We start from the raw sequence: 23646 nt of genomic DNA, 5'->3' as shown, positions 1-23646 counted from the left end.
CGAACGTGATAAGGCTACAGAGCGCTGGCTAAGCGCTCTGTAGCTGCATAAACTCCGGCATCTTCAGGCGATGCATCAGCTCGGCCGTGGTATCGGTGACCACCGCCACACCCACCACACTCCACAGCTCATCTTCTAACTGCTTGGCCTTATGAATGGCGTAGTGGCTGATGTAATCCAGCTCGCGCTGAATAAACTCGGTATCCGGTCGTCCGACCCGCGAGATATGCAGGCTGAACGATAGGACTCGGCCTTTGCCACTGGCAAACTTCACGTACTCTGCCAGCCGACCTGACTCTTCCAGCTCGGCCACATCGCGCAGACTGATTAAGCGGCGGGTATTGTTATTCACCAGAGCCAGTAGCTCGATGACTTCCGGGGCGTGCTCGGCATCGAGGTTACGCACGGTATCCAGCAGCTTGCTGTGCAGCTCACCCTGATTGAACAAGTCGCTAAGCTCAGCGACGTGTTCGCCATCACCAACCCCGGTAAAGCTGTCGAAGCTATGTGGATGGCTGCCATAACCCAGACAACTGATATCAAAGCGGCCGGGGCGTTTTTCAATGTACAGCGCGCGGCAGAACAGCGGTTCACAGAATAGCTGACGCAAGGTCTCAGAGAGGCCATTCATCGATGGGCGCTCTGGCACCTGATTGAGCTTGTCGAGGTTGTTGGCAATCAGCTGCTCAAAGAAACGCATGCCATCGTGCAACTGGTGCTCGATGACAGCGGCCTGCAGGTTAAACACGTTGCCCTGACGGTTGTGATTGACCACTCGGTAGGGCAGTAACTTGAGATTGTAGCTTTTCACCAGCTTTTGGAACTGCGGCAGGCTTAGGTAGAGGGTGTCGCCTTTGGCGACAGTAATGTCACCCTCCACCTCGATTTGCATGCCATGTACCGAGAAGTCGCGGCACCAGGCAACCAACTTCTCGCCATGCTTGGTCTCAACTTCCACCAACGAGCGATACATGTAGCGATCTTCGCGGCGCAGTTGTAGGTATTTGTAGGCAACCACTTCGAAACTGGGGCTGACCATCTTGCTTTGGTTGAAGATGGCCAATTGATTCGGATTGAGCTTGACCGGATAGTTGTCGTGGTAGAGCTCGCCGGCAAACTGCGCAGTCACGTCGCTGAGCAAGCCTACCGTTCGAAGATTCTCCACCGCAGTGTTGATCCGCTCTAGATCTACCGCCCCCATCTTGCGCGACAGCGATGAGGCACTAACGTGGGGTGCTTCGTCGATATGCTGCCATTGATACTTCATCACCCGCCAGCTTGGCTTACGCGAGCCAAAGCCGATGAATAGCTCGCGCAACTGCGGGTGTTCTTCCAGCTCTTCGCGGGTGGCGGTATAGAAGAACAAGCGTTCTCTGGCGGTATGGGTGAAGCAGAAGATCAGCGTTTCACCTTCGATCTGGCTTTGGTAGCGCAGCATCCGCGGCTTATGGAACAGCTGCGATAGGTGGCTGTGGTTGCTCTCATCGCGCCAGTAAGCCAGCAGTTCTTGGTTGTTCGGGGTGGAGAGGGCAAAGCGCAGTGTCGATGGCTCGCCCTTATCGAAGTAGACCGGGATGCCGTGCAAACGCGGCATTAGGTACTGTTGATAGCCCTTGGTAACCACTGCCGAGCTGACGCTATCTACATCCACCCGGTAACGCCCTTTATAAGAGCGCAGGTAGGTTTCAAAGAAGGTTTTAAACTCAGCATCGGGGTTTACCACAATCATCCGCAGCGACTGGTCTTTGTCGCTATGGTTGATACCTACAATCTGATATTCGGTACCGGCGCCCAGTACCTTGTTGGCAAACTCTTTCTCTAATCCTGTGAAATAGACGATTAAGCGCTGGCCCACCTCAAACTGACGGTCCTTGTCGACTTTCACTTTGATACCCGACACCGACATGTTTGACGACATGGCCTCAAACTCTTCCCCGTCACTTCCAGCAAGTTTCAGCGGCGCGGCAAGGTGCATGCGTTCCTCATTCCTCGAGATAAACTGGCCGAGTTTGACCGCTCTCGCCTGATATTGCTTAGGGCGCTGCTTGGCTGCCTCCTGCGGGTCGATGTTGCGCTGCTGCATGACCCGAAAGTTGTTTTCGGTCTGCTGTAGCGCTTCATACACCCCCATGGTGTAGGTGCCGGCAAAGCGGGATAACTGGGCCTTGAATTCGTTTACGGCGATCTCGTCGAGAAAGTGGGTGAGTCCGTTGTGCTCAAAGGCTTGGCACTCTCCGTCCACCTTACCTCGGAGATCGATTATCCGCTGGCAGGGTTTAGCCAGGCGGTTAATTTCCATTTTCAGCAGGAAGCGTTGGTTACTGCTCATTTCCTGCGTGGCGCTATTGAAGACATCACTAAAATCACCGCTATTGGCCAGAGGCAACAGCTGCTCTATCAGCGCCTGATTAAAAGCCGCGTTCATGTTCTAAGAATCCGAAACCGTACCACTGTCAAATTATTGGTGAAGTCACTACAATGTGATGTTTTTCCAGCAAAGTTTGTGCCCATTCGAGATTAAGCACAAGTCAATAATTACTGAAACGCGTACTCAAACAAGTTAGGTTTTCCATGGCAAAAACTAAAACCGCTTATGTCTGCAACGACTGTGGCGCAGACTTTCCCCGATGGCAGGGGCAGTGCTCCGAGTGTAAAGCCTGGAACACCATAAGTGAGGTCCGACTAGCCGCCAAGCCGTCCAACCGTAGCGACCGTTTTAGTGGCTATGCGGGCGATACCCAAGCCAAGGTGCAAACCTTGGAAAATATCGATCTCACCGAGCTACCGCGCTTCTCCAGTGGTTTTAAAGAGTTTGACCGGGTGCTTGGCGGCGGCATCGTGCCTGGCAGCGCTATCTTGATTGGTGGTTCACCGGGGGCCGGTAAGAGTACCTTGCTGCTGCAAACCATGTGCGGGCTGGCCCAGCAGATGCCCACCCTGTATGTCACCGGTGAGGAATCGCTGCAGCAGGTAGCGATGCGTGCCCAGCGTTTGGGCCTACCAAAAGACAAGCTCAAGCTCCTCTCGGAAACCAGCGTCGAGCAGATCGGTGCACTGGCCCTGCAAGAGAAGCCCAAGCTGATGGTGATCGACTCCATCCAGGTGATGCACATGGCAGATATTCAGTCGGCGCCGGGTGGGGTGAGCCAAGTACGCGAGAGTGCGGCATGGCTGACTCGTTTTGCCAAGCAACACAATATTGCCATGTTGATGGTGGGCCATGTGACTAAAGATGGCACCCTGGCTGGCCCGAAGGTACTGGAGCACTGTATTGACTGCTCCATCATGTTGGAAGGCGAGTCGGACGGGCGCTTCCGCACCCTACGTGGCCACAAAAACCGCTTTGGCGCGGTCAATGAGCTGGGCGTGTTTGCCATGACCGGGCAGGGCCTTCGCGAGGTGTCGAACCCCTCGGCCATCTTCCTGTCGCGCGCCCAAGAGCCAGCGCCGGGCTCGGTGGTGATGGTGGTTTGGGAAGGAACTCGACCGCTGCTGGTGGAGATCCAAGCCTTGGTGGATTACAGCGCACTGGCCAATCCGCGCCGAGTTGCGGTGGGGCTGGAGCAGAATCGCATGGCCATGTTGTTGGCGGTATTGCATCGTCACGCTGGGGTACAGATGTCTGACCAAGATGTGTTCGCCAACGTAGTCGGTGGCGTGAGGGTTGCCGAAACCAGCGCCGACTTGGCCTTGCTGGTGGCGATGGTGTCGAGCTTCCGCAATCAGGTGCTTCCACAGGAGTTGGTGGTATTTGGCGAGGTGGGTCTATCTGGCGAGATCCGCCCAGTGGGCAATGGCATCGAGCGACTTAACGAAGCCGCCAAGCATGGCTTTAAACGCGCCATCGTGCCGATTGGCAACAAGCCCAAGCAGGCCATTCCGGGCATTGAAGTGGTTGGGGTAGCTAATTTGTCTGAGGCGATAGAAGCGCTCTAGAGCAGGGCGAGAGCAAGAGAAAGAGAAAGGGGCTGAATCTAGCCCCTTTTCTTTTTAGAAGATTAGCTGTTCCAGCTGGCGGTGCAGGGCTTCGTCGTCACCCAGATTAAGCTCAATTAGCCGCTTAAGGTGGCTGGCGCTATCCAAGTCTAAGTGGGTGATGTGTAAACCGATGTGCTCTTCGGTGGTATGGCGCACCTCGGCGTCCATGGTAATGCCAATGGCGTCTTCCGCTAGCTCTGTGAGGTTAAAACTCAGGGTCAGCTTAGTGACCTCTTTGTCCCAATCATTAGGTACCGTTACCAGCGCTCCCTGCAGGGACAGGTCCAGCAACTCACAAGACCAGCTCTGGTCGGCATGGTTGAGATAGGCTGGGCGGTTAAACAGCACCCTGAGAAATTTTCGTCGTTCATCCATAGCGCGTTCCTGCTTGCTGTCGATTCCTTTAGCCTAGCTTAACAGCTAGTTACATGCTCTGAGCAGGCTCTCTTTTTTGAAGCCCACGGCATTCAGTATTGGCTGTGGATTGTGTACATTGAAGGCTGGCAAGCCGTGCACTATGCTGCGGTCGATAGAGCTTCAGGGAAGAGATTAATGCCGAGCAAGCAACAACTTAAACTACTACTGATTCAAATCCGCGATGACGAGCAAACCCGCCAGGAAGAGCTCAGCAGCTTCGCCCAGTTCTGTGAAGTGGCTGAGTCGCAGTTCGATATCTGGAACGTGTTCGATCAGCCCCATTATGACCACCAGCGGCTCGCTGACTACCACGCGGTATTGGTGGGCGGTTCCAGCGAGGCGAGTGTGCTTGAACCCGAGCGCTATCCGTTTGTGGAAGATATTCAAGTGCTGCTGCGTGAGTGCCTGCAGCGTAAGTTACCGGTGTTTGCCTCTTGCTTTGGTTTCCAGCTGGCGGTGCTGGCGCTGGGCGGCGAGATCTTCCACCATGACCAAGATTTCGAGATGGGAACCCTGCCGATCCGCTTAACCGAGGCCGCCCAGACCGACCCCTTATTCTCCACCATGCCCGACCCCTTTGTTGCGGTATCGGTGCATCGCGATAGCGCCTACCAGTTGCCCGCCGGCTGTATCAACTTGGCGGAAACTGGCCACTGTGTGCACGCTCTAAAAGTTGAAGGCGCGCCGTTTTGGGCGACCCAGTTCCACCCGGAAGTGGACCGTGCAATCTTGGTACAGCGCCTGTCACTGTTCGCGGATAAATACACCGAGGGGGCCGACCAGCTCAGGGCGGTGTTAGACGGCGCAGTGGAAACCCCTGAGAGCAATGCCCTGCTCGGGCAGTTTGTAGAGAGGATCTTGCTGGATGAACAGCCTGCTTAAGTCTGTTGTTATCTGCTTGCTGCTGGTGAGCAGCAAGCTCATTGCTTCACCTTCAGACAATGAAATCTGCCGTTTTGCGGTTGCCAGCTTGGTCAGCGCCCAGCCGCAGCAGGTGCGCGATTATCGCCAAGGCGTCGATGGCGTTGAGCTGCGCTGGTCTAACGGTGCCAGCACCGAGCTGTTTATCTGTACCATCGACGGAGACAGCATCTTGTGGCGACGTGCCCAAGACAGTCAGTGGCAACAATCCCCCAGCCTTGGCTATTCTGAACAAGGTGCAGAGCTGATTATCGAGCATCGCTTGGGTAGCGCGGTGTTGCGTCAAGATCGCTACCGGCGCTGACTGAAAATCCATTAACTTCAGCATATTGCCAGTCACTTGAGTGGTGATTCGCATATTCTGCGAGTTTATTCACTATTTACTGCGAACAAAACGCTATTTATGCATTGATATGCGACTTTGCTTGCTATATTATCTCGCTAAATTATTCAGTCGCAGTGAATATAACACTAAAACAGACTGCGGCGGCTGACTGAATATGCAGAGTTAAGAGGTTGCAAACATGACATCCACCACCACCGAAGGAAACGCCAAGGCCAGCGCGTTTTTGGGGCCATCGCTGTTAGGCATTTTCCTGTTTATGACGCCGGTGCCTTATGACGGCTCGCTCACTATTCCTGTGGCGATCTTGGCCAAGCTGTTTACCGGCGGCTTGGGTGATTTCGCGGTGCCGTTGATCACCACCCTGATTACCGCCAGCGCCCTGATTAGCTGTTATTTCTTCTTCGCCAAGCCCGCTTGGCTCAAGGACCAACCGCTGCTTAGCGCCTTGTTCCAGCTCTCGCCGGGCTGGTTTGTGGTGCGAGTTCTTGGTGCCATCTTTGTGTTGGCCACCGCATTGGAGATTGGTCCGAGTGAGGTGTGGTCTGGCGATACCGGCGGCCTTATCCTGTTCGACTTGCTACCGACCTTGCTTGGTGTGTTCCTGTTCGCCGGGGTGCTGCTGCCACTACTACTTAACTTCGGCCTGCTGGAGTTTGTAGGCACCTTGCTCAGCAAGGTGATGCGTCCACTATTCACCTTGCCCGGCCGCGGGGCGGTTGACTCGATGGCTTCTTGGCTTGGCGATGGTAGCGTGGGCATCATGCTGACCAGCAAGCAGTATGAGCAGGGCTACTACACTCAGCGTGAAGGCATTGTGGTGGCGACCACCTTCTCAACCGTATCGATTACCTTCTCATTGGTGGTATTGGCGCAGGTACAGCTGGAGCATATGTTCCTGCCTTTCTACGCTGCCGTGTGTGCTGCCGGCTTTGTGGCGGCGGTTATCACCCCGCGCATTCCACCGCTTTCGCTATTCGCCGATAAGTTTATCGACGGCAAGCAACGCAGCGGCAACGAAGAGCTGATCCCCCAAGGGCATAGCGCCTTTAGCTGGGGCTGGAACTTGGCTCTACAGCAAGCACAGCGCGCCAGTAAGCCGCGTCAACTGCTGCAACAAGGGCTGCACAATGTGGCAGACTTATGGATTGGTGTACTGCCGGTGATTATGGCGGTGGGCACTGTTGCTCTGGTGATTGCCGAGACGACCCCGGTGTTTACCTGGCTGGGCATGCCGTTTATTCCTCTGCTCGAGCTACTGCAAGTGCCTGAGGCGGCAGCGGCTTCCGAGACCTTGGTAGTGGGCTTTGCCGATATGTTCGTGCCATCTATTTTGGCGGCCTCTATTGAACCTGAGATTACTCGCTTTATCATTGCTGCAGTTTCGGTTACCCAGCTAATCTACCTGTCTGAAGTGGGCGCGCTTATCTTGGGCAGCAAGCTTCCGGTGAAGCTGTGGCAACTGTTTGTCATCTTTATCGTGCGCACCTTGGTTACCCTTCCGGTAGTAGCGGGCATGGCGCACCTGTTTTTCTAGGGACTCCATGAGTAAACCCATTCACGCGGCCATCTTCGATATGGATGGCCTGCTACTGGATAGCGAGCGACTTTGTCGCTCGTATTTTTTGGACGCTTGCAGCGAGCTGCAGCTGAACGTGCCTGAGAGCGTCTATTTGCAAATCATCGGCTGTAATGCCCAGCGTATCGAGCAGATTTTTGCCGAGCAGCTTGGTCCAGACTTCCCCTATCACCCCTTAAGAGAACGCTGGATGGCGCTCTATCAAGGGCATGTACACAACCGCGCGGTGGCGCTGCGCGAAGGCGTACGAGAGCTGTTAGAGCTGCTTGCAGGCTTGCCGATTCAGCTCGCGGTTGCCACCTCCACTGCCAAAGAGCTGGCCGAGAACAAACTGCGTTTGGCCGGACTGCGCGATTACTTCTCGCTGATAACCTGTGGCTGTGAGGTTGCCCATAGCAAGCCCGACCCCGAGATTTACCTGCTGGCCGCCTCGCGCTTGGGTATCGCCCCCGAGCACTGTATCGCTTTTGAGGACTCCGCCAATGGTGTGCGCGCTGCCCATGCCGCCAATATGCAAGTGGTACAAGTGCCTGACTTGGTGATGCCGGATGAGCCGTTGTTGGCCTTACAACACCGGGTTATCCCTAGCTTGAATGAAGCGCGGCAGCTGTTTATTTAGACCTGTTTTTGGGCCTGTTGTTGAAGCCTGTTTGAAGGTGTTGTTTTTTTGACGCTCTAAGCTGGCACTGAACTTGCCATTACTGGGTACAGCCAGTATTTACGCGCGGAGTTCAGTCAGATGTTAGAGATTCAAGTCAATGCCAGTTTGGTTCCCCACCTACCTGCCCAGCTTCCCAGCCTTAAGCAGGGGTTAAGCCTGAACCGCTGGCAGGCCCACCGCTTTGATATCGACCAGCATCACTGTGTTATCTTGCGCGAGGCACAAACCGGCTACGCCATGTTGTTCTTTAACCTCAAGCACGATGACTACCAAGCTCTAAGCGAAGTCTGCCGCTTCCGCCTGCTCAGTGAGGCGTTGACCGTGGCCGATCTCGATGAGCTGGGTAACCAGCGTTTGCAGAAGAACCTGCTGGAGCAGTGCCAGTCGGTGTTGCTCACACAACCCTCTTCATGCTCCCAGCAACAGCTACAACATCTGGAAGCATTGGTGAAAGCATTGGTTGTTCGCCACCAAGGTATCCCGGGTAATCAGGTAGAAGAGTTCCGCTGGGGAGTCATCTTGAACGACTATTTGGAAGCTGGGTTGGGTGAAACACCTTACCAGCAGATGCAGCAATATTGGCAAGGCTTGGCTGAGTGGCAGTCGCAAACCAGCGCTCCGCTGTACCACTAAATACCAAGCCGCGAACGGCTAGCAGTTTCGTTTCATGAAAATTTGACGCGGCTCGCATCTGTGCTGCCGCGTTTATCGTGTAAAGTCTTGTGGACCTGCGCCTTTCAAAAATAATTTTGTGACTCGCCTCACGGTCACAAAAGCTTCATTTAGCAGGCCCCGTCCAAACTTTTCTACTGATAACACCAGCTTGGCAGTGCAAACTTTTTACACCTTCAGTTGAGTGTTTTCTGCACAGTGCAAAATAATAAATTTTTCTAATTGAGTTATCGGTTATCAGGGGACTGTGACCTATACTGTGCTCTAGTCAAAATGTGATCTATATAACATCAATCTAATATAAAACGAATTAATCATGACTGGCATCAACACAGTAAAAACTATCAGTGGCTTGAGCCTGTCCAACGACCAAACGCCTTCCCCTCTCGTAAAAGGCGGTCGCTTGGCCCAGTGGATATCGCCGCGCTACAGGGAATGGCAGCGCTGGATGCAGCTTCCCACCCTTTCTCAGTATCGTCACCAACCGGGCGCCAGCAAAGGTGAGCAGTTGTGCTGCTCCCATTGTGGCAGCACCCAGCTTTGGGAGTACGGTAGTCATAGTTTGGCGGATGCATGCCGCGAGCACGTTTGCTTGTGTTGTGGCGAGCGTCTATGGCGCAGTGAAGCGTTATCGGTTGAGCAATCGTCATCGCTGACCAGCGATGTTGAGGCTACGGTTAAGCCCTAAAACTCGCTACGCCCTAAATTCGCATAGCATCCGGTGTGCTAGGAGCCAACCAGGTTTGATTGCGGCCTGCGTGTTTAGCGTGATAAAGGCCGTTATCGGCGCGGGTGATCCAGGTATCGATGTCTTCACTGAGTTTGATTTCGGCTAGCCCAGCACTAAAGGTAACCAGGTCTCCGTGTGGTGCGCTCGAGTCATTGGCGATTGTTTGACGCAGCTTTTCGCTAACCGAAAAGGCTTGCTCCATCGAGGCACCGCTAAGCAGTATCAAGAACTCTTCACCACCATAGCGGAACACCCGGTCATTAGCGCGGGTGTCTTCTTGCAGTTTGGTCACAAACCAACAAAGTACGTCGTCGCCGACTGGGTGACCGTAGCGGTCATTGATCTGCTTGAAGTTATCGAGGTCGAGCATGATGATGGTTGAGGTTTGCCTGCTGCGCTGAAAGTGCTTTTGGGCTTTGAACAGCTCGTCGTACAGGGCGCGACGATTGTAGGCTTTGGTTAGTGAGTCACGAAATGCCAGCTCATGTAGCTCATTGTTTTGTTGGACGACAATTCTGGCGATTCCCCAAGCAAAAATATGCAGCGCAATCAGGCCGATAGCAAAGCGCAGCCCTTCCTGATCGCCAAAGCGCCAGAAGCCAAAGCTGATCGCAATGATTGAGATGACCAGCACAAAGCGTTCTGCGAGCCGAGTCGGTAGGTTGAGAAAACAGGCCAAAATGAGGGCTTGTATGAAGTATTCACCATGTAGCCCTTTATCTAGCATTCCCGCAAGTACTGGGACACAGGCCAGCATCAAGAACAAACGGTCAAATAGCTTGTAGCGTTCATCGTTGTGGTCTGTACAAATAAAGTACAGTGATATCAGGAGCATAGTGGCGCAAGGAACCACCGTTAAGCCAAACCAAAGCTTCCCGTAGAAGAGATGATAGATACAGAAGAAAAGACTGGGAACCAAGCCTGCAAGGTGCATCACCAGGCTCATCTTTCGCTCTGCCGCCTCCAGTGGCGACCAATCTGATTGCATAAGCTTCCTTGCGTTAAATTCAGTAATAGTATTGACAGTAAATTTTTGTTTTTCCTGTTTAATTGAAAAAAGTCACCGAAATATTTGTAGTTAGCCAATGTTTGGGTTGGACTACACTTTAGTTTTTTGCAAACGCTAGTCGAGCCATGCCCCAGGCAAAATTTACCAAGGGAGCCATCTTCCCGCATATCTTCGTTATGTCAGCAACCAACGCGATTGGTCTAACCGCGCTGTTCTTGGTTGACTTGGCTGACCTCTACTTTATTAGCTTGCTGGGTGAGTCGGAGTTGGCTGCAGCCGTTGGTTATGCCGGTACCGTGGCCTTTTTTACCACTTCGGTAGGCATTGGTTTGTCGATTGCGATGAGCGCACTGGTATCCAAGGCGATTGGCGAGCGCGATCGTGAGCAGGCCAGACGCTTGGCGATCAATGTATTAGTCACCGGTTTTATGATTAGCAGCGCCATCTCGGCGGTGGTGTGGTGGCTGGCGCCAGATCTTCTCGAGTGGTTGGGCGCCGAAAACCGAACCTTGGAGCTTGCCACCCATTACCTGCGGATTATGTTGCCCTCGCTGCCAGTGCTGGGCATTGCCATGAGCGCCGGTGCCGCGTTGCGCTCGGTGGGCGATGCCCGACGCGCGATGTGGTCAACCCTGTTGGGCGGTGGCGTGAATGCGCTGCTCGACCCTTTGTTTATCTTTGTGTTCGACTGGGGGCTGACCGGTGCGGCCTTAGCCTCGGTGGTTGCGCGCTTTACCGTGGCTGGCGTTGCGCTGGGCGCGGTGATGTATCGGCATCAATTACTCACCGCGTTTCGTTTCAACTTGTGGATTGGAGATCTCAAGCGGATCTTTAATGTGGCCGGTCCGGCGATGATGACCAATGTCGCCACCCCCATTGGCAATGCCTACGTGACGGCGGCGATTGCCCAGTATGGCGACTCTTATGTAGCGGGCTGGGCAGTGGTTGGGCGGATGATCCCGGTGGCCTTTGGCATGGTGTTCTCGCTATCAGGCGCAGTGGGGCCGATTATTGGGCAAAACTATGGCGCGCATCTGTACTCGCGCGTGCAGCAGACGCTCAGCTATTCATTGGGCTTTGCCAGCGCCTATGTGCTGCTGTTATCGCTGGTGATGTGGTTGGCGCAGCCTTGGCTGATCGGCGCATTTGGTCTTGATGGCGATGCCGCCTCGTTGGTCGCCTTCTTCTGCACCTGGATAAGCTTTAGCTTCTTGTTTAACGGGGCGCTGTTTATCGCTAATGCTGCCTTTAACAACCTTGGCTACCCGGCGATGTCGACCATGCTTAACTTCTCCAAGGCAACCATTGGCACCATTCCGTTTGTATTTATCGGTTCGCAATGGATGGGCGCTGAAGGGGTGTTAGCTGGACAAGCATTGGGCGCGGTGGTGTTTGGCGTGTTGGGAAGCATACTGGCGTTTCGTCGGGTGCAGCAGATCCAGCGCAGCCATGAGCAAGAGTCGCTTGAGCAAGTGCAAGCTGATAGCGCGATAGCCAGTAAGACTGAAGGTGAGGATGAGACGGTGTTGGAGCCGGCTATTCCGCTTACCCCGTTCTGCTCCAGCCGCAGCTATATGTGCGCCGATCACGACGATAGCGATGGGCCCGATAAGCTAGAGGAACTGGCTGCGGATAACCGCAGAGCTTAGCGAAAAACGGTAACCTAAATAGGGTTGACAGCCTTTAATGCTGTAGCTCAACATGGACCCATCTGAATTTGACCGTGATGCAGCATGCCAGCATACCAAGCCGTGGTGTTCGACCTTGATGACACCCTATTAGATGATGCCCAAGCCACCCGCTTGGGTGTACAAGCCCTATTTGAACACTATGCCCCGGCGCGTGCCGCCGAGGCTGGTCGGCATTGGCAGGAAGCGCTCAGCCGCTACTACCCCGACTTCCTCGATGGCCAGCTAAGCGCCGCGCAGATGCGTCAGGCGCGTATTCGTCATGCCTTGGCTAGCCCTGAGCTGAGCGATCAGCAAGCCGAGCAAGCCTTTGAATACTTTATGCAGGCCTATGTGGCCGCCTGTGCAGAGAGTCTGTTCGACGACGCCCTGCCTTGCTTAACTGAGCTGCAACAACGTGGCTATGTATTAGCGCTGGTCTCTAATGGCCCGGATGCCATGCAGCTGCGCAAGGTGGCAGCCTGCCAATTGGAGTCGTTCATGGCCTTCACCCTGACCGCGGAGGCGGCCGGAGTGGCTAAGCCCAAACCTGAGATCTTTCATCAAGCCAGCGAACGCTTAGGCCTTGAAGCTAAAGACTGCCTCTATGTGGGGGATAATCTAGAGAAGGATGCGCGCGCAGCCAAACAGGCGGGTTGGGCTAGCGTGTGGTTGAACCGTAAAGGGCACAGTGTTCCGGCCGATGTAGTTTCTGTCGGCTCGCTCAGTGAGCTGCTAACACAGGTTCTAGGCTAAAGTCGGTCGCCAAAGATGAAAAAAGGTCGTTAGGGAGGAGAGTAAAGCGGATGTATCGCGGCAGTTTGAGTGAGTTGTTAAGTGAGAGTTGGCGCTTTTACCTGCGCCACCTAAAAGCGATCGCTTGTATTATTCTGCCGATTGCGCTGCCCTTTATCGCGCTGCAAAACGGCTTTTTAGGCGAGGATGGCAAGCTTAGCCAAGATAACTACCTGCTGCTTACCCTAGTGGGTATTGGGCTGGAGCCAATCTATATTGCCGCAGTGGTACTGTATATCCGCGCCCAGTTGCTTGGCGATCCGTGGTCGATTGCTAGCTGTCTGCGGGCCGGCCTAAAGGTTTGGCCACAATTGACCTTGGTTGTGGCCTTCACGCTGGCGATGACTTTATTGGGGCTAGGCTTTTTTATCCTGCCCGGTTTAGTGATTGCCAGCCGCTTAATGTTCGCCAGCCTCAATTGCACCTTGTTGCGTCTTCCAGCGTGGCGCGCCATCCAGCTTAGTTGGAAGCAAACCGCTCCCTATGCAGGTATGTTGCTCAAGGCGGTCATCGTGATGATGGCCTTGGTGATGCTGCCATTCTGGCTGATTCACCAACATCTGCTGACCAGTCAGGCTGCATCCATTTGGTTCTACCTCAATCGCGCGGCGGGCACACTGCTTGAAGTCTACCCCTTGGTGTTCGCTTACCGCTGTTACAGTGCAATGGTGGAGGAGGCTGCATGACCATCCTCAGTGTGCCGGACCCGCGCCTTAAGCAAGTCGCAGTAGCAGTGGCGTTTCCACTGGATAACACTGCTCAGGATGCTCTTAGTGAACTCAATACACTAATGCTAGAAGCCGATGGTGTCGGCATTGCCGCACCGCAGATTGGCTTGCCGCTACGGATTGTGATTGTGGCCAGCCGACCCAATCCCCGCTACCCCGACGCGCCTACTATGCCGATAACCGAGATGCTCAACCCGCAGATTCTCCGCGCCAGCGAGGCCATGCTGTGGGGCTGGGAAGGCTGTCTAAGTGTGCCGGGTAAACGGGGGCGTATTGCCCGCGCCGAGACCATTGATGTGAGCTATTGCGATCGCCAAGGGCAGCGTATTGAGCGCCAATTCAATGGCTTTGTCGCACGGGTGATTCAGCACGAGCTGGACCACCTTGATGGCATCTGCATCACCGAGCGGGTCAGCTCGCCCGAGCAGCTTATCGATGAGAGCCGCTACTTTGAGCTTGCAGAACAGGGTTTATTGGATGCAGACCTGCTGGATTAAGGCACGCTTGCTTAAGGCCTGCTTATTTAAGGCTTAGTCACGAGCCGTTGACTATCCACACCCAGTAGAGCATAAGCGGCATCACTAGCAGGCTTCCCAAGTTTCCGATTAATACGATGGACGCCACCCGCTTGGGGGCGACTTGATACTGCTCAGCCACGATAAAGTTCAAAACCGCCGGGGGCAGGCTGGCAAACAGCAGCAAACAAGCTTGCTCCAGTGGAGATAGCGGCAGCAGCCACAGCATCGGTAGCGCACACACGATTCCGCTGAGCGGGCAGGCTATTGCACCCAGTACCCCAAGCTTCCAATCGCTCAAATCCACCTCGGTTAGCCGAACCCCTAAGGTAAACAGCATCAGTGGAATCGAGATCTGTCCTAACATCTCCAGTGGGATGGCCACTACCTCTGGCAACGACCAACCCATGGTGCTCCACGCGACGCCGAGGATGGTCGCTTGGATAATCGGCATGGTGAGGATCTGCTTGGGATCGAAGCGGCCGGTTAGCAGCACGATGCCTACGGTAAAATGCAGCAGCATCTCAATAATCAGCAGGCATACCGCCAAGGGCATGGCTTGTTCACCGAAGGCCAGCACCAGCAAGGGAAGGCCTAGGTTGCCGGCGTTATTGAACATCATTGGCGGCAGGAAGCTGCGCAAATCAATTTTGAGCAGCCATACCAAGGGCAGCAGCACTAAGCCCGAGCCAAGGACCACAAAGCCTCCCGCCAAGGTAATATTGAGATAGTTCTGAATCGCACTGTCTGTGCTGGCCAGCACCGAGAAGATCAGCGCTGGGGCAAAGATGGCGGTGTTCATATGGTTGGCGGCGCTGATATCCGGCTTATGGCGGCGCCCGTAGAGCAGCCCGATGGCGACAACGGCCACAATGGGCACCATGATCTGTAGAATTTCAACCAGCAAGTCACTTTCCTTGTGCAAGGTTAGAAGCCTAAAGCTAGCCCGCGTAGGCCAATGAAACTACTAGCCTTTAGTGGTAGATGCGGGAAGTCAGCAAGGCCTTGGCAATCAAAAAAGCCAAGCGTGTTGCTTGGCTTATCGAATGCGCTAATGCCCGGCTTATTCGCTGGGCGGGGTGTAGCCCTCGATCTCGACATCGCCGTCTTCGAATAGGTACTTCACCATTTCGTCTTGTAGCAGTTCGCGGTCGGGCTGATTCATCAGGTTCAGCTTTTTCTCGTTGATCAGCATGGTTTGCTTCTTCTGCCACTCGCCCCAGGCTTCTTTGGAGATGTTATCAAACACCCGCTTGCCCAAGTCTCCAGGGATAAGTTGGAAGTCCAAGCCTTCGGCCTCTTTTTTCAGGCGCTGACAGTATACGATTCGAGCCATGGTAACCTTCTAAATGTCGCGTGATTGATGAAGCTGTTTGAGCAGGGTCTTGGTGACTGCCGCCAAACCGACTTCGTCGGGATTGGCCAAGTTATACCAAAGATGCTGGTCTTGTTCCATCACCGCTAGCGCGGGCTGCTCGGCAAGCTCGATCAGCAGCGGCTGGATATCCAAATGAAAATGGCTGAAGGTATGGCGCAGTTCAGACAGCTCATAGATCCCCTCCCACTCAAGCTGGTGCTTGGCCAGCCAATCTTGTGCCAACTGCTCAGTGCCGATCTCGGGAAAGCAATACAGACCGCCCCACAAGCCCTGTGGAGGACGGCGCTGCAGCCATACCTTACCCTCAAAACTTACCAGCAGCATGGTGGTCGATTTCACCGGCAGGGTCTTCTTGGGCTTTTTGCCGGGGTAGGCGCCGGGGTTGCCCTCTTTATACGCCATACAGTCCTGATTCACCGGGCAGCGCTCACAGGCGGGCTTGCTGCGGGTACACAGGGTGGCGCCGAGGTCCATCATCGCTTGGGTGTAGCTGGCGCAATCTTGCTCTGGAGTTAGCGATTCGGCCAATGCCCAAAGCTGATTCTCGACCGGCTTTTTACCCGGCCAGCCGGCGATGGCCTGATGGCGGGCAAGTACCCGCTTTACGTTGCCATCGAGGATGGCGGCGCGTTGCCCCATCGAGAGTGACAAGATCGCGGCGGCGGTGGAGCGGCCAATACCGGGCAGGGCGTTAAGCTGTTCTAGCGTTTGTGGAAACGCGCCCTGATGCTGCACGACCACCTGTTGTGCGGCCTTGTGCAGGTTACGGGCGCGGGCGTAGTAACCTAGCCCAGTCCATAGGTGCAGTACCTCGTCTTGCTCCGCCTCGGCCAGTGCCTGCACATTGGGGAAGCGCTGGATAAAGCGCTCAAAGTAGGGGATAACCGTGGCCACCTGGGTTTGCTGCAGCATAATCTCAGACAGCCATACGGTGTAGGGCGTCTTGTTTTGCTGCCAAGGCAGGTCCTTGCGGCCGTGCTGCTCGAACCAAGCGAGCACGCGTTGGGAAAAGGGTATCTTTGTCATAGCTGGTGAATACGTTGAGCTGGTCGCTTTGGCTTACAGGCTTTGGTTTACAGGCCTTTGCTTATAGGTAATGGGTAGGAAGCGAGGTGGTGCTTTTCATCACTTCCATGGAGAAGGCGGAGCTGATGTCGTTGAACGGCAGCTTCTCAATCAACTCTTGGTAGACCCGATCATAGTCATCAATGCTCGGCACCACCACCTGCAGCAGATAATCGATACTGCCACTCATGCGGTGCGCCTCGATAATCTCCGAAATATCGGCAATCGCCTGCTTGAATTGGGCCAGCCACTGTTGGTTGTGCTGGGCGGTGCGCACGCTAACAAACACGGTCACCCCAAGGTTTAGCTTGGCGCGATCCAGTAGTGCTACCCGAGCTTGGATAAAGCCTTGCTGCTCGAGCTTTTGGATCCGCCGCCAACAGGGGGTGGAGGACAGCCCAACCCGCTCGGCGATGTCGTTGAGCGGCATACTGGCATCGCGCTGGAGCAAGTCCAGTATCAGCTTATCTTTGCTATCGAGCATGGTTTGCTCACTTTTACCTAATCGAGAGAGTAGTTTTCTATGATGTGGTGGGATTGCAGAAAATTCAAGTTGATGGGACGCTAGATGCAAAAAACGGAGGCTAGGCCTCCGTTTTATTACTAGATCAACTCTTTAGAACCGGTAGTTGTACTGAAGAGAGTAGTAGATCGCGTTAGAGTTAGTTGTTGCACTCAGTGCACCAGTGCTAATTGGGCCACCACCAAGGTCAACAGTAGCGCCTTGCTCAACGACGTTTACATCTTTACCGCGAACTACTGCTAGGCCAAAGTCAACGGTAGAGTTTTTGCTAAAGTGCCAGCTTGCACCTGCGGTGTACCAGTTACGGTCTGAGTCAGGAATCGAGATTGAAGGCTCTGAGTTGCCGCCAACTACGCCTTGGTCATGCATGTAACCGACACGAAGTTCCCATTGAGGGTTCAAGTAGTATGTTGCGCCAACCGAGAACAACCAAGAATCATCCCAGTTGTATACCTTGATTTCTTCACCACCATTTGAAGAAATTCGGTCAAACTCGCTCCAACCGGTCCACTGAGCTGTGTAGTGAAGAGCAACCTGACTTGCTACCTTGTGGTAACCAGCGATTTGGAAGATATCAGGCACAGGGACATCAATTTCATCCAGCCCCGTTGCGCCAAACTTCTTAACATCACCAGATGCGTTCACAGTTGGGCTGAAGCGGTAGCTCAAACCAAAGCGGTGATCTTTGTTTAGTTCGTAGGTTGCGCCTACGATACCGCCAATACCGATGCCATCGGCATCAACGTCAAGTAGTGAGCCTGTTGTAGGGATAGCTTCCCCACGATGAATTTCACCTGCGCCATGAATAATGTCTATTCCTGCGCCCAAGCTTAGTTGCTCATTGATACGGTAAGAGACACTCGCATTGAAGTTGATGGTTGTTAGCTCGGTGTTTCCTAGGAATTGATTTTGGAAACCTGGAGAATTAGCTGAGTTCAAGCCAGAAGTATCAGTACCCGTACCGAAGTTAGAAAACGCTGCAACACCAACTGCCCATTTGTTATTGATGGGGTGAATGTAATAGATGTTTGGAATGACTTTCGTTGAACCTGCATCATCAATGGAGCCAAGGTTACTATCTATCAAACCATGGTAAACCGCATCCGAAACTTTGATTTTGACGTCCGCGATTGCTGCGCCAACAGATAGCTCAGGACGATCAAACATCGCCATTGCCGCTGGGTTACGTGACAGCACCGAGGCATTGTCGGCAATCACTGCATCACCTGCGAAGGCGCGACCGATACCGGTGGCCGACTGGCTGTTAAGTTGGAATCCTGCTGCGTGGGCTTGGCTGGTGGCAGCAGCGATGGCAAGTGCAATCAGAGTCTTGCTGGTATGCTTCATGGACTACTCGACTATGTCATTATTATTACGATTGAATTGGCCGCGATTCTAGAGTGCTTACTCCAATCCACATATCCGACCACGCTGTTTTTATAAGTGGTCGGAGGTTTTTATGCGACGTGAAGCGCAATATTTGCTGTAAAAATCGGCAGAGAGGGGAGAAAAAAGACGATGATAAATATTGCTCTATCATTAGCGAGTAAGCGCTTGTCTGGGCCCAGGTAGCGGCGAAGTCACGGGAAATTGAGCTGTGAACTTGCTAAAACAGGGGAAGTTTGGATAATGCCTGCCCTTGGCGCAATTTTGCGCGTATTTTTCTGTTCAGTACCAATGAGAGCATCATGAGCGACGACACCAACAAGATTGAGTTACCTGAAGGCAAAGTTATGCGTCGGATCCGCAGCTTTGTTAAGCGTGAGGGACGTCTAACCAAGCGCCAGGAACAGGCCCTAAGCCAACAGTGGCAAAACATGGGCTTGGATCATCAAAGTGAGAACTTCGATCTTGCTGAGGTGTTTGGTCGCGAAGCGAAAACCGTGCTGGAGATTGGCTTCGGAATGGGCGCGTCCTTGCTGGAGATGGCGGAGCGCAACCCTGAGGTCAACTTTATCGGTATCGAGGTGCACCGTCCCGGCGTAGGCGCCTGTTTGGCCGATGCGGCAGAGCGCGGCATTACCAACCTGCGGGTGTTTGAGCACGACGCGGTAGAAGTGCTGGCCGACAGCATCGCCGATAACTCACTGGATACCGTACAGCTATTCTTCCCAGACCCGTGGCACAAGAAGCGCCACCATAAGCGCCGTATCGTGCAACCTGAGTTTGTGCAGCAGATCCGCGCCAAGCTCAAAGTTGGCGGGGTGTTCCATATGGCCACTGACTGGGAGAACTACGCCGAGCATATGCTGGAAGTTATGTCGGCGGCACCGGGCTACCGCAACCAGTCTGAAGCTGGCGATTACGTGCCGCGCCCGGACTTCCGCCCACTGACCAAATTCGAAAACCGTGGCCACCGCTTAGGCCATGGTGTGTGGGATCTGATGTTCGAGAAGATCTAAGCGCTCGTTTATCGCATTTCTAAAAGGGGCTTCGGCCCCTTTTTTGTTTTTGTGCTCACAGACTGCAGCTATGGCCTGAGCACAATTGCGCTCAGCTTCCATACTGTTTCTCAGCATGTTGTTTGAGCAGGTTCGAAGGAGGCTCGATGCAAGACTATTACTATGGCGACTTCGCCATCCTCCGGCGGGGCCGCATCTTAGAGATCTTTGTTGGCGGGGAGTGGAATCAACAGATGGCCACAGCCTTTGCCGAGTGCTTCTTTGAGCTGGTGAGTGAGCTTGATGGCCAAGAGTTTGCCACCTTGGTGCACGTGGCCGAGTTTGTATTGGGCACACCGGAGTTTCAACAAGTGATTGCCGCCGGTGCCCAGCAAGCGGTGGAAGCGGGGATGCGGCGCGAGGCTTATGTGATCTTTGGCGGCGGTATCAAGCTGGCCCAGTTTTCGGCGATGACACCAGTGACCGGGGAGTACCAGCGGCGCTACTTTGTTTCCTATATCGACGCTATCAGCTGGCTGCAGAACGAGGGCTACGCGCTAGAGGCGAAGCCCGGTATGGATTAATCGCTGCGTTTGCGGGCTTGTGCCCAGGGGTCATCATCATTACCCACATCTAAGCTATCTACATATAGCTGTTCAACTTTCTCGCGGGCCCACGGGGTGCGTCGCAGAAAATGTAGGCTCGACTTAATACTCGGGTCATGGCTAAAACAGCGAATATTGATTCGTTTAGCCAGCCCTTCCCAGCCGTAGCGTTGCTCCAGCTCGGTGACGATCTGCTTTAGGGTGACCCCATGTAAGGGGTTATTGGCTTGATTATTCATCGACAAACAGGTCCAGCAAAGAGTTCAGGAACAGGCGGCCCTGCTGGGTCACCTGCCAGTGGGTTTCAGTTTCAGTTAGCAGACCTTGCGCTTTGGCGCGCAACAAGGCAGCTTCAATGCTAGTTAGAGCAAGGCCAGTGCGAGCGCCAAACTCTGCCTTGGGGATAGCCTCGAACAGACGCAAGCGATTGAGCATGTACTCAAAGGGTAAGTCGTCTGCTTCCACTTGCCAGCGGCGGTTTACATAGCCACGCAAATCTTCCAGATAGCCCTTGGGGTGCTTGATGCGCTCACTCCGCTCGATGCTGCCCGGCAGGGTCAGCTTGCCGTGGGCGCCACAGCCGATGCCGATATAATCACCGAAGCGCCAGTAGTTGAGGTTATGGCGGGCACGGTCCTGCTCGCGGCAATAGGCCGAGACCTCGTATTGTTGGTAGCCAGCCTCCGCCAACTTGGCCTGACCCTGCTGGTAGATATCCCACAGTAGATCTTCATCGGGCAGCTTTGGCGGGCGCGAGGCAAAGGCGGTGTTCGCTTCAATGGTGAGCTGATACCAGCTTAGATGACTTGGGCCAAGGCTAAAGGCTTGCTCCAGATCGCTCATCGCCTGCGCTAGGCTCTGGCCGGGGAGGCCATGCATCAGGTCCAGGTTGATACGGCTAAAGCCCGCTTGCTCGGCATAGGCGAAGGCCTGCTTGGCCTCTTGTGGATTGTGGATCCGCCCGAGCGCTCGTAGTAGTGGCGCCTGAAAGCTTTGCACCCCAATCGACAGGCGATTCACCCCTGCCGAGTAATAGTCTTTAAACCGCTGCGCCTCGGCGGTGCCGGGGTTGGCCTCCATGGTGATCTCGATATCCCGCTCCATGGGGAGCAAGCGAGCAACACCATCTAACAGTTGAGCAATCGCCGCGGGGCTGAACAAGCTCGGCGTACCGCCACCAATAAAGATGCTATGCAAAGGGCGTCGATGCTCCGCCGGCAGGCGCTGACACTCTTGCTCAAGATCGCTTAGCAAGGCCTGCACATAGGCCTGCTCAGGCAGCTCGCCCTTTTGCCCGTGGGAGTTAAAGTCGCAATAGGGGCACTTTTGCACACACCATGGGATATGCACATACAGGCTTAGCGGTGGCAAGCTCAGCGTGCTCACGCGGAAACCTGCTCCAGTAGCTGGCGCAGGGCTTGTCCGCGGTGACTTAGTTGGTTCTTACGCTCTTTGGTAAGTTCGGCCGAGGTGCAGCCCTCGCCCTCAACCCAAAATACTGGATCGTAACCAAAACCACCTTGGCCAGCGGTTTGCTCGGTGATCTGTCCCTGCCAGCGGCCGTGGCAGATAATCGGGGCTGGGTCGTCGGCATGGCGCAGGTAAACCAGTACACAGTGGAACTGAGCAGTGCGCTGCTCGGGAGCAACGCCTCGCAAGGCGTCGAGCAGTTTATTGAGGTTGTCTTGGTCGCTGGCACCTTTACCGGCATAACGGGCGGAGTAGAGGCCCGGTGCGCCATTCAGTGCGTCTACGGCCAAGCCAGAGTCATCGGCGATCGCCGGAAGGCCGGTGAGTTTGGCCGCCTGGCGGGCCTTGATAATGGCATTTTCGACGAAGGTGGTGCCGGTTTCTTCGGCATCTGGCACGTCGAAAGCGCTCTGTGGAAGGACTTCAAAGTTGTGCGGGGCAAGGAGTTCGCCCAGCTCTTTTACTTTACCGGGGTTGCCGGTGGCCAGAACCAGTTTCTGCATGATCTTCTCGAGACGACAATTTGGCCGCCATGATAATGCCTCGCCCCACGCTAGTCGACGTATAGTTGCTGGGAGAAGCGCAGTCGTTGGGTTTGGCTGCCCTGAGTCAGGGTGATATCAAAGTTGAAGGTCTCTTCGTTGCTAAAGGTCAGTTGCGACAGGTAGTAGACCGACTCACCTTCACGCACTTCCTTAAAACTTAGTTGCTTCTTGTTGCCCAGCAGGTTTTGCGCGCTGCCCTCAACACTCACGCGCTGAGCGACTTTGTCATCGCCTTCGGCTTTGAGTACTGAAATGTTGATTAGCGCGTTACGGCCGTTACGTTTAAGGCCATAGGCGGTGGCGACTTCGGGCGGGATAAAGGTGGAGTTAAACACCACGTAGTGAACTTCCCAAGGGCCCAAGTCGACCTTCTGCTCGGCCTGGACGGGCAATGCCAGAGCGCTAAGCAGGCTGAAGATGGCGATTAAGATACGCATGGTGTTCTCTCCTTGTTCCGTAATCAGTCAGCTCTTGTGTTACCCAACAGCATAGACAAACGATCAGAATTCTTTATACCCGAACAACCTCAAGATGCAGGTTCAGCGAGATTTCCCAGTTCCTCAGACAAGGCACTGCTGCGCCGATTTAGTAATCTAAATCAAGAAGCAGTAACGCGGTATGAGGGACTGGGAAACTCGCCCTTTGGGAGGCGCTCAATGTCCATAATACTTCGTTGAAAACACTCGAAATGGGTCATCATTCCTTCTTATTTTCGCCTCGTCCTATGGACATTGAGTTCCTCTGAATCCCGCATATTGAGGTTGCTCGGGTATATATAGACCGGCTCTGCCTTGTGATGCTTGCAGCGACTATTTTGCGGTAAGCAATTTGGCTATCACATCGGGCAGCTGCTGGGGTGCCTGTACTTGAATGGTTTTGTGCCTGCCCAACTCGCCACGCAAGATGCTGACCTGAGACTTGGCGACCTTACACTGTTTAGCAAGGTACTTGGTGAGGTGTTGGTTGGCTTTACCATCAACCGGTGGCGCGGTGATGGCAATCTTGAGCTCTTCGCCATGCAATCCGACAATGTTGTCGCGGCTGGCTTTAGGCTGGACGTAAACCTGCAATAGCAGATTTACGTCGTCGAAGCTAACAGCTGGCACGGCTTACAAGTAAGGCCAGATCAGTGGGAACCAGCCGCTAATCAAGATGTTGAGGAAATTTAGGGCGATAAACAGCACCAATACCGACAGGTCCAAGCCGCCCATTACTGGAACGACGCGGCGAATAGGTGCTAGCAGCGGTTCGCTTAACTGATGCAGCACGTACTCGATAGGGCTGCGGCCTTGGCTTACCCAAGACAGAATTGCCCGTAGCAGCAATACCCAAAAGACCATGGTACCGGCTTCTTTCACCACGTTAAGTGCGGCAATGATGGGGATACCCTGCCAATCGGTCACGCCTGCTCGGATCTGGAACAACAGCGCCCATTTGGCGGCGGCCACCACAAAGGCAAACAGCAATGAGGCCCAATCGATGCCACCCACGCCGGGAATAATACGACGCAGAGGTGCAACAACGGGGTTAGTGGCTTTCACCACAAACTGACTTAGTGGATTGTAGAAATCGGCACGGGCCAGCTGTAGCCAAACCCGCAGCAATACCACCATCAGGTAGAGGTCAAAAACAGTACCGATCAAAAAATTCAAGGCTTGCATAGC

27 protein-coding genes are annotated in these 23646 nt (G+C 54.3%); 13 read left to right on the top strand and 14 right to left on the bottom strand.

Annotated elements, in window-relative coordinates:
* Nucleotides 1–28 precede the first annotated feature (28 nt).
* Entirely contained in the window at nt 29–2425 is a 2397-nt protein-coding gene (locus G461_RS0109870) for a PilZ domain-containing protein (RefSeq protein ID WP_026971725.1), read from the bottom strand.
* Nucleotides 2426–2571: 146 nt separating this feature from the next.
* Here G461_RS0109870 and radA point away from each other — a divergent pair, with 146 nt between their 5' ends.
* Nucleotides 2572–3936 (top strand): DNA repair protein RadA, encoded by a 1365-nt coding sequence (radA, locus tag G461_RS0109865; RefSeq protein ID WP_026957731.1) that lies wholly within the window; start codon nt 2572–2574, stop codon nt 3934–3936.
* Between the two features lie 54 nt (nt 3937–3990).
* Here radA and G461_RS0109860 read toward each other — a convergent pair whose 3' ends face one another.
* On the bottom strand, nt 3991–4353 hold the full coding sequence (locus tag G461_RS0109860) for a PilZ domain-containing protein (RefSeq protein WP_026971724.1): 363 nt from the start codon (nt 4351–4353) through the stop codon (nt 3991–3993).
* A gap of 177 nt (nt 4354–4530) precedes the next feature.
* Here G461_RS0109860 and G461_RS0109855 point away from each other — a divergent pair, with 177 nt between their 5' ends.
* The 6 genes from G461_RS0109855 (at nt 4531) to G461_RS0109830 (ending at nt 9259) form a co-directional block, all read left to right on the top strand.
* Entirely contained in the window at nt 4531–5277 is a 747-nt protein-coding gene (locus G461_RS0109855; protein WP_026971723.1) for a type 1 glutamine amidotransferase, read from the top strand.
* Nucleotides 5261–5620 (top strand): hypothetical protein, encoded by a 360-nt coding sequence (locus G461_RS0109850; RefSeq protein ID WP_026971722.1) that lies wholly within the window; start codon nt 5261–5263, stop codon nt 5618–5620. The genes G461_RS0109855 and G461_RS0109850 overlap by 17 nt, the downstream gene beginning before the upstream one ends.
* Before the next feature lie 220 nt (nt 5621–5840).
* Nucleotides 5841–7196, top strand: coding sequence for a YjiH family protein (locus tag G461_RS0109845; protein WP_035479974.1), 1356 nt, complete (start codon nt 5841–5843; stop codon nt 7194–7196).
* Between the two features lie 7 nt (nt 7197–7203).
* Nucleotides 7204–7857 (top strand): HAD family hydrolase, encoded by a 654-nt coding sequence (locus G461_RS0109840; protein WP_026971720.1) that lies wholly within the window; start codon nt 7204–7206, stop codon nt 7855–7857.
* Nucleotides 7858–7977: 120 nt separating this feature from the next.
* On the top strand, nt 7978–8532 hold the full coding sequence (locus G461_RS0109835) for a DUF6933 domain-containing protein (RefSeq protein WP_026971719.1): 555 nt from the start codon (nt 7978–7980) through the stop codon (nt 8530–8532).
* A 355-nt stretch (nt 8533–8887) separates the two neighbouring features.
* Nucleotides 8888–9259 (top strand): hypothetical protein, encoded by a 372-nt coding sequence (locus G461_RS0109830; RefSeq protein WP_026971718.1) that lies wholly within the window; start codon nt 8888–8890, stop codon nt 9257–9259.
* A 13-nt stretch (nt 9260–9272) separates the two neighbouring features.
* On the opposite strand, the gene G461_RS25505 is transcribed toward G461_RS0109830, so the two are convergent.
* Nucleotides 9273–10289: a GGDEF domain-containing protein gene (locus G461_RS25505; RefSeq protein ID WP_051333487.1), complete on the bottom strand. Its 1017-nt coding sequence runs from the start codon at nt 10287–10289 to the stop codon at nt 9273–9275.
* Between the two features lie 146 nt (nt 10290–10435).
* Here G461_RS25505 and G461_RS0109820 point away from each other — a divergent pair, with 146 nt between their 5' ends.
* The 4 genes from G461_RS0109820 (at nt 10436) to def (ending at nt 13997) form a co-directional block, all read left to right on the top strand.
* Complete coding sequence (locus G461_RS0109820; RefSeq protein WP_026971717.1) at nt 10436–11959, top strand: MATE family efflux transporter; 1524 nt, start codon at nt 10436–10438, stop codon at nt 11957–11959.
* 84 nt (nt 11960–12043) lie between these two features.
* The gene (locus G461_RS0109815) at nt 12044–12733 is read left to right on the top strand and encodes an HAD family hydrolase (RefSeq protein WP_026971716.1); all 690 of its coding nucleotides are present in this window, start codon (nt 12044–12046) and stop codon (nt 12731–12733) included.
* Between the two features lie 50 nt (nt 12734–12783).
* Nucleotides 12784–13458, top strand: coding sequence for a hypothetical protein (locus G461_RS0109810; RefSeq protein WP_026971715.1), 675 nt, complete (start codon nt 12784–12786; stop codon nt 13456–13458).
* Entirely contained in the window at nt 13455–13997 is a 543-nt protein-coding gene (gene def, locus G461_RS0109805; protein ID WP_051333486.1) for a peptide deformylase, read from the top strand. Before G461_RS0109810 ends, def begins: the two co-directional genes overlap by 4 nt.
* A gap of 37 nt (nt 13998–14034) precedes the next feature.
* On the opposite strand, the gene G461_RS0109800 is transcribed toward def, so the two are convergent.
* The 5 genes from G461_RS0109800 to G461_RS0109780 form a co-directional block, all read right to left on the bottom strand.
* Nucleotides 14035–14922: an AEC family transporter gene (locus G461_RS0109800; RefSeq protein WP_026971713.1), complete on the bottom strand. Its 888-nt coding sequence runs from the start codon at nt 14920–14922 to the stop codon at nt 14035–14037.
* A gap of 156 nt (nt 14923–15078) precedes the next feature.
* Entirely contained in the window at nt 15079–15351 is a 273-nt protein-coding gene (locus G461_RS0109795; RefSeq protein WP_026957719.1) for an oxidative damage protection protein, read from the bottom strand.
* Nucleotides 15352–15360: 9 nt separating this feature from the next.
* The gene (mutY, locus tag G461_RS0109790; RefSeq protein WP_026971712.1) at nt 15361–16419 is read right to left on the bottom strand and encodes an A/G-specific adenine glycosylase; all 1059 of its coding nucleotides are present in this window, start codon (nt 16417–16419) and stop codon (nt 15361–15363) included.
* Nucleotides 16420–16480: 61 nt separating this feature from the next.
* Complete coding sequence (locus tag G461_RS0109785; protein ID WP_026971711.1) at nt 16481–16942, bottom strand: Lrp/AsnC family transcriptional regulator; 462 nt, start codon at nt 16940–16942, stop codon at nt 16481–16483.
* Nucleotides 16943–17074: 132 nt separating this feature from the next.
* Nucleotides 17075–18328 carry an outer membrane protein transport protein gene (locus G461_RS0109780; RefSeq protein WP_026971710.1) on the bottom strand — a complete coding sequence of 418 codons (1254 nt, stop codon included), beginning with the start codon at nt 18326–18328 and terminating at the stop codon, nt 17075–17077.
* Nucleotides 18329–18669: 341 nt separating this feature from the next.
* Here G461_RS0109780 and trmB point away from each other — a divergent pair, with 341 nt between their 5' ends.
* Both trmB and G461_RS0109770 read left to right on the top strand, forming a co-directional pair.
* Complete coding sequence (trmB, locus tag G461_RS0109775; protein WP_026971709.1) at nt 18670–19383, top strand: tRNA (guanosine(46)-N7)-methyltransferase TrmB; 714 nt, start codon at nt 18670–18672, stop codon at nt 19381–19383.
* A gap of 146 nt (nt 19384–19529) precedes the next feature.
* Entirely contained in the window at nt 19530–19946 is a 417-nt protein-coding gene (locus tag G461_RS0109770; protein ID WP_026971708.1) for a hypothetical protein, read from the top strand.
* Here the strand turns inward: G461_RS0109770 and G461_RS0109765 are convergent.
* From G461_RS0109765 to G461_RS0109740, 6 genes are all read right to left on the bottom strand, one after another.
* On the bottom strand, nt 19943–20206 hold the full coding sequence (locus G461_RS0109765) for a VF530 family protein (RefSeq protein WP_026971707.1): 264 nt from the start codon (nt 20204–20206) through the stop codon (nt 19943–19945). The two genes, G461_RS0109770 and G461_RS0109765, sit on opposite strands and share 4 nt — an antisense overlap.
* Complete coding sequence (hemW, locus tag G461_RS0109760) at nt 20199–21344, bottom strand: radical SAM family heme chaperone HemW (protein ID WP_026971706.1); 1146 nt, start codon at nt 21342–21344, stop codon at nt 20199–20201. The genes G461_RS0109765 and hemW overlap by 8 nt, the downstream gene beginning before the upstream one ends.
* Before the next feature lie 5 nt (nt 21345–21349).
* Entirely contained in the window at nt 21350–21940 is a 591-nt protein-coding gene (locus G461_RS0109755; protein WP_026971705.1) for an XTP/dITP diphosphatase, read from the bottom strand.
* 50 nt (nt 21941–21990) lie between these two features.
* Nucleotides 21991–22419 carry a DUF4426 domain-containing protein gene (locus tag G461_RS0109750; RefSeq protein WP_026971704.1) on the bottom strand — a complete coding sequence of 143 codons (429 nt, stop codon included), beginning with the start codon at nt 22417–22419 and terminating at the stop codon, nt 21991–21993.
* Between the two features lie 372 nt (nt 22420–22791).
* Nucleotides 22792–23088, bottom strand: a complete 297-nt coding sequence (gene yggU / locus G461_RS0109745; RefSeq protein WP_026971703.1) for a DUF167 family protein YggU — start codon at nt 23086–23088, stop codon at nt 22792–22794.
* A gap of 3 nt (nt 23089–23091) precedes the next feature.
* Nucleotides 23092–23643 (bottom strand): YggT family protein, encoded by a 552-nt coding sequence (locus G461_RS0109740; protein ID WP_026957709.1) that lies wholly within the window; start codon nt 23641–23643, stop codon nt 23092–23094.
* Nucleotides 23644–23646 lie beyond the last annotated feature (3 nt).

The organism is Aliagarivorans marinus DSM 23064, from assembly GCF_000429485.1.
In the GTDB taxonomy this organism is placed as follows: domain Bacteria; phylum Pseudomonadota; class Gammaproteobacteria; order Enterobacterales; family Celerinatantimonadaceae; genus Aliagarivorans; species Aliagarivorans marinus.
The sequence above is the reverse complement of the archived record's forward strand: the minus strand, read 5'-3'. Positions and strand labels throughout refer to the sequence as shown.

What these genes read in the sequence shown, in the direction of transcription:
- G461_RS0109870 (WP_026971725.1), bottom strand. Translation starts at nt 2,425, where the DNA reads ATGAACGCGGCTTTTAATCAGGCGCTGATAGAGCAGCTGTTGCCTCTG.
- radA (WP_026957731.1), top strand. Translation starts at nt 2,572, where the DNA reads ATGGCAAAAACTAAAACCGCTTATGTCTGCAACGACTGTGGCGCAGAC.
- G461_RS0109860 (WP_026971724.1), bottom strand. Translation starts at nt 4,353, where the DNA reads ATGGATGAACGACGAAAATTTCTCAGGGTGCTGTTTAACCGCCCAGCC.
- G461_RS0109855 (WP_026971723.1), top strand. Translation starts at nt 4,531, where the DNA reads ATGCCGAGCAAGCAACAACTTAAACTACTACTGATTCAAATCCGCGAT.
- G461_RS0109850 (WP_026971722.1), top strand. Translation starts at nt 5,261, where the DNA reads ATGAACAGCCTGCTTAAGTCTGTTGTTATCTGCTTGCTGCTGGTGAGC.
- G461_RS0109845 (WP_035479974.1), top strand. Translation starts at nt 5,841, where the DNA reads ATGACATCCACCACCACCGAAGGAAACGCCAAGGCCAGCGCGTTTTTG.
- G461_RS0109840 (WP_026971720.1), top strand. Translation starts at nt 7,204, where the DNA reads ATGAGTAAACCCATTCACGCGGCCATCTTCGATATGGATGGCCTGCTA.
- G461_RS0109835 (WP_026971719.1), top strand. Translation starts at nt 7,978, where the DNA reads ATGTTAGAGATTCAAGTCAATGCCAGTTTGGTTCCCCACCTACCTGCC.
- G461_RS0109830 (WP_026971718.1), top strand. Translation starts at nt 8,888, where the DNA reads ATGACTGGCATCAACACAGTAAAAACTATCAGTGGCTTGAGCCTGTCC.
- G461_RS25505 (WP_051333487.1), bottom strand. Translation starts at nt 10,289, where the DNA reads ATGCAATCAGATTGGTCGCCACTGGAGGCGGCAGAGCGAAAGATGAGC.
- G461_RS0109820 (WP_026971717.1), top strand. Translation starts at nt 10,436, where the DNA reads ATGCCCCAGGCAAAATTTACCAAGGGAGCCATCTTCCCGCATATCTTC.
- G461_RS0109815 (WP_026971716.1), top strand. Translation starts at nt 12,044, where the DNA reads ATGCCAGCATACCAAGCCGTGGTGTTCGACCTTGATGACACCCTATTA.
- G461_RS0109810 (WP_026971715.1), top strand. Translation starts at nt 12,784, where the DNA reads ATGTATCGCGGCAGTTTGAGTGAGTTGTTAAGTGAGAGTTGGCGCTTT.
- def (WP_051333486.1), top strand. Translation starts at nt 13,455, where the DNA reads ATGACCATCCTCAGTGTGCCGGACCCGCGCCTTAAGCAAGTCGCAGTA.
- G461_RS0109795 (WP_026957719.1), bottom strand. Translation starts at nt 15,351, where the DNA reads ATGGCTCGAATCGTATACTGTCAGCGCCTGAAAAAAGAGGCCGAAGGC.
- mutY (WP_026971712.1), bottom strand. Translation starts at nt 16,419, where the DNA reads ATGACAAAGATACCCTTTTCCCAACGCGTGCTCGCTTGGTTCGAGCAG.
- G461_RS0109785 (WP_026971711.1), bottom strand. Translation starts at nt 16,942, where the DNA reads ATGCTCGATAGCAAAGATAAGCTGATACTGGACTTGCTCCAGCGCGAT.
- G461_RS0109780 (WP_026971710.1), bottom strand. Translation starts at nt 18,328, where the DNA reads ATGAAGCATACCAGCAAGACTCTGATTGCACTTGCCATCGCTGCTGCC.
- trmB (WP_026971709.1), top strand. Translation starts at nt 18,670, where the DNA reads ATGAGCGACGACACCAACAAGATTGAGTTACCTGAAGGCAAAGTTATG.
- G461_RS0109770 (WP_026971708.1), top strand. Translation starts at nt 19,530, where the DNA reads ATGCAAGACTATTACTATGGCGACTTCGCCATCCTCCGGCGGGGCCGC.
- G461_RS0109765 (WP_026971707.1), bottom strand. Translation starts at nt 20,206, where the DNA reads ATGAATAATCAAGCCAATAACCCCTTACATGGGGTCACCCTAAAGCAG.
- G461_RS0109755 (WP_026971705.1), bottom strand. Translation starts at nt 21,940, where the DNA reads ATGCAGAAACTGGTTCTGGCCACCGGCAACCCCGGTAAAGTAAAAGAG.
- G461_RS0109750 (WP_026971704.1), bottom strand. Translation starts at nt 22,419, where the DNA reads ATGCGTATCTTAATCGCCATCTTCAGCCTGCTTAGCGCTCTGGCATTG.
- G461_RS0109740 (WP_026957709.1), bottom strand. Translation starts at nt 23,643, where the DNA reads ATGCAAGCCTTGAATTTTTTGATCGGTACTGTTTTTGACCTCTACCTG.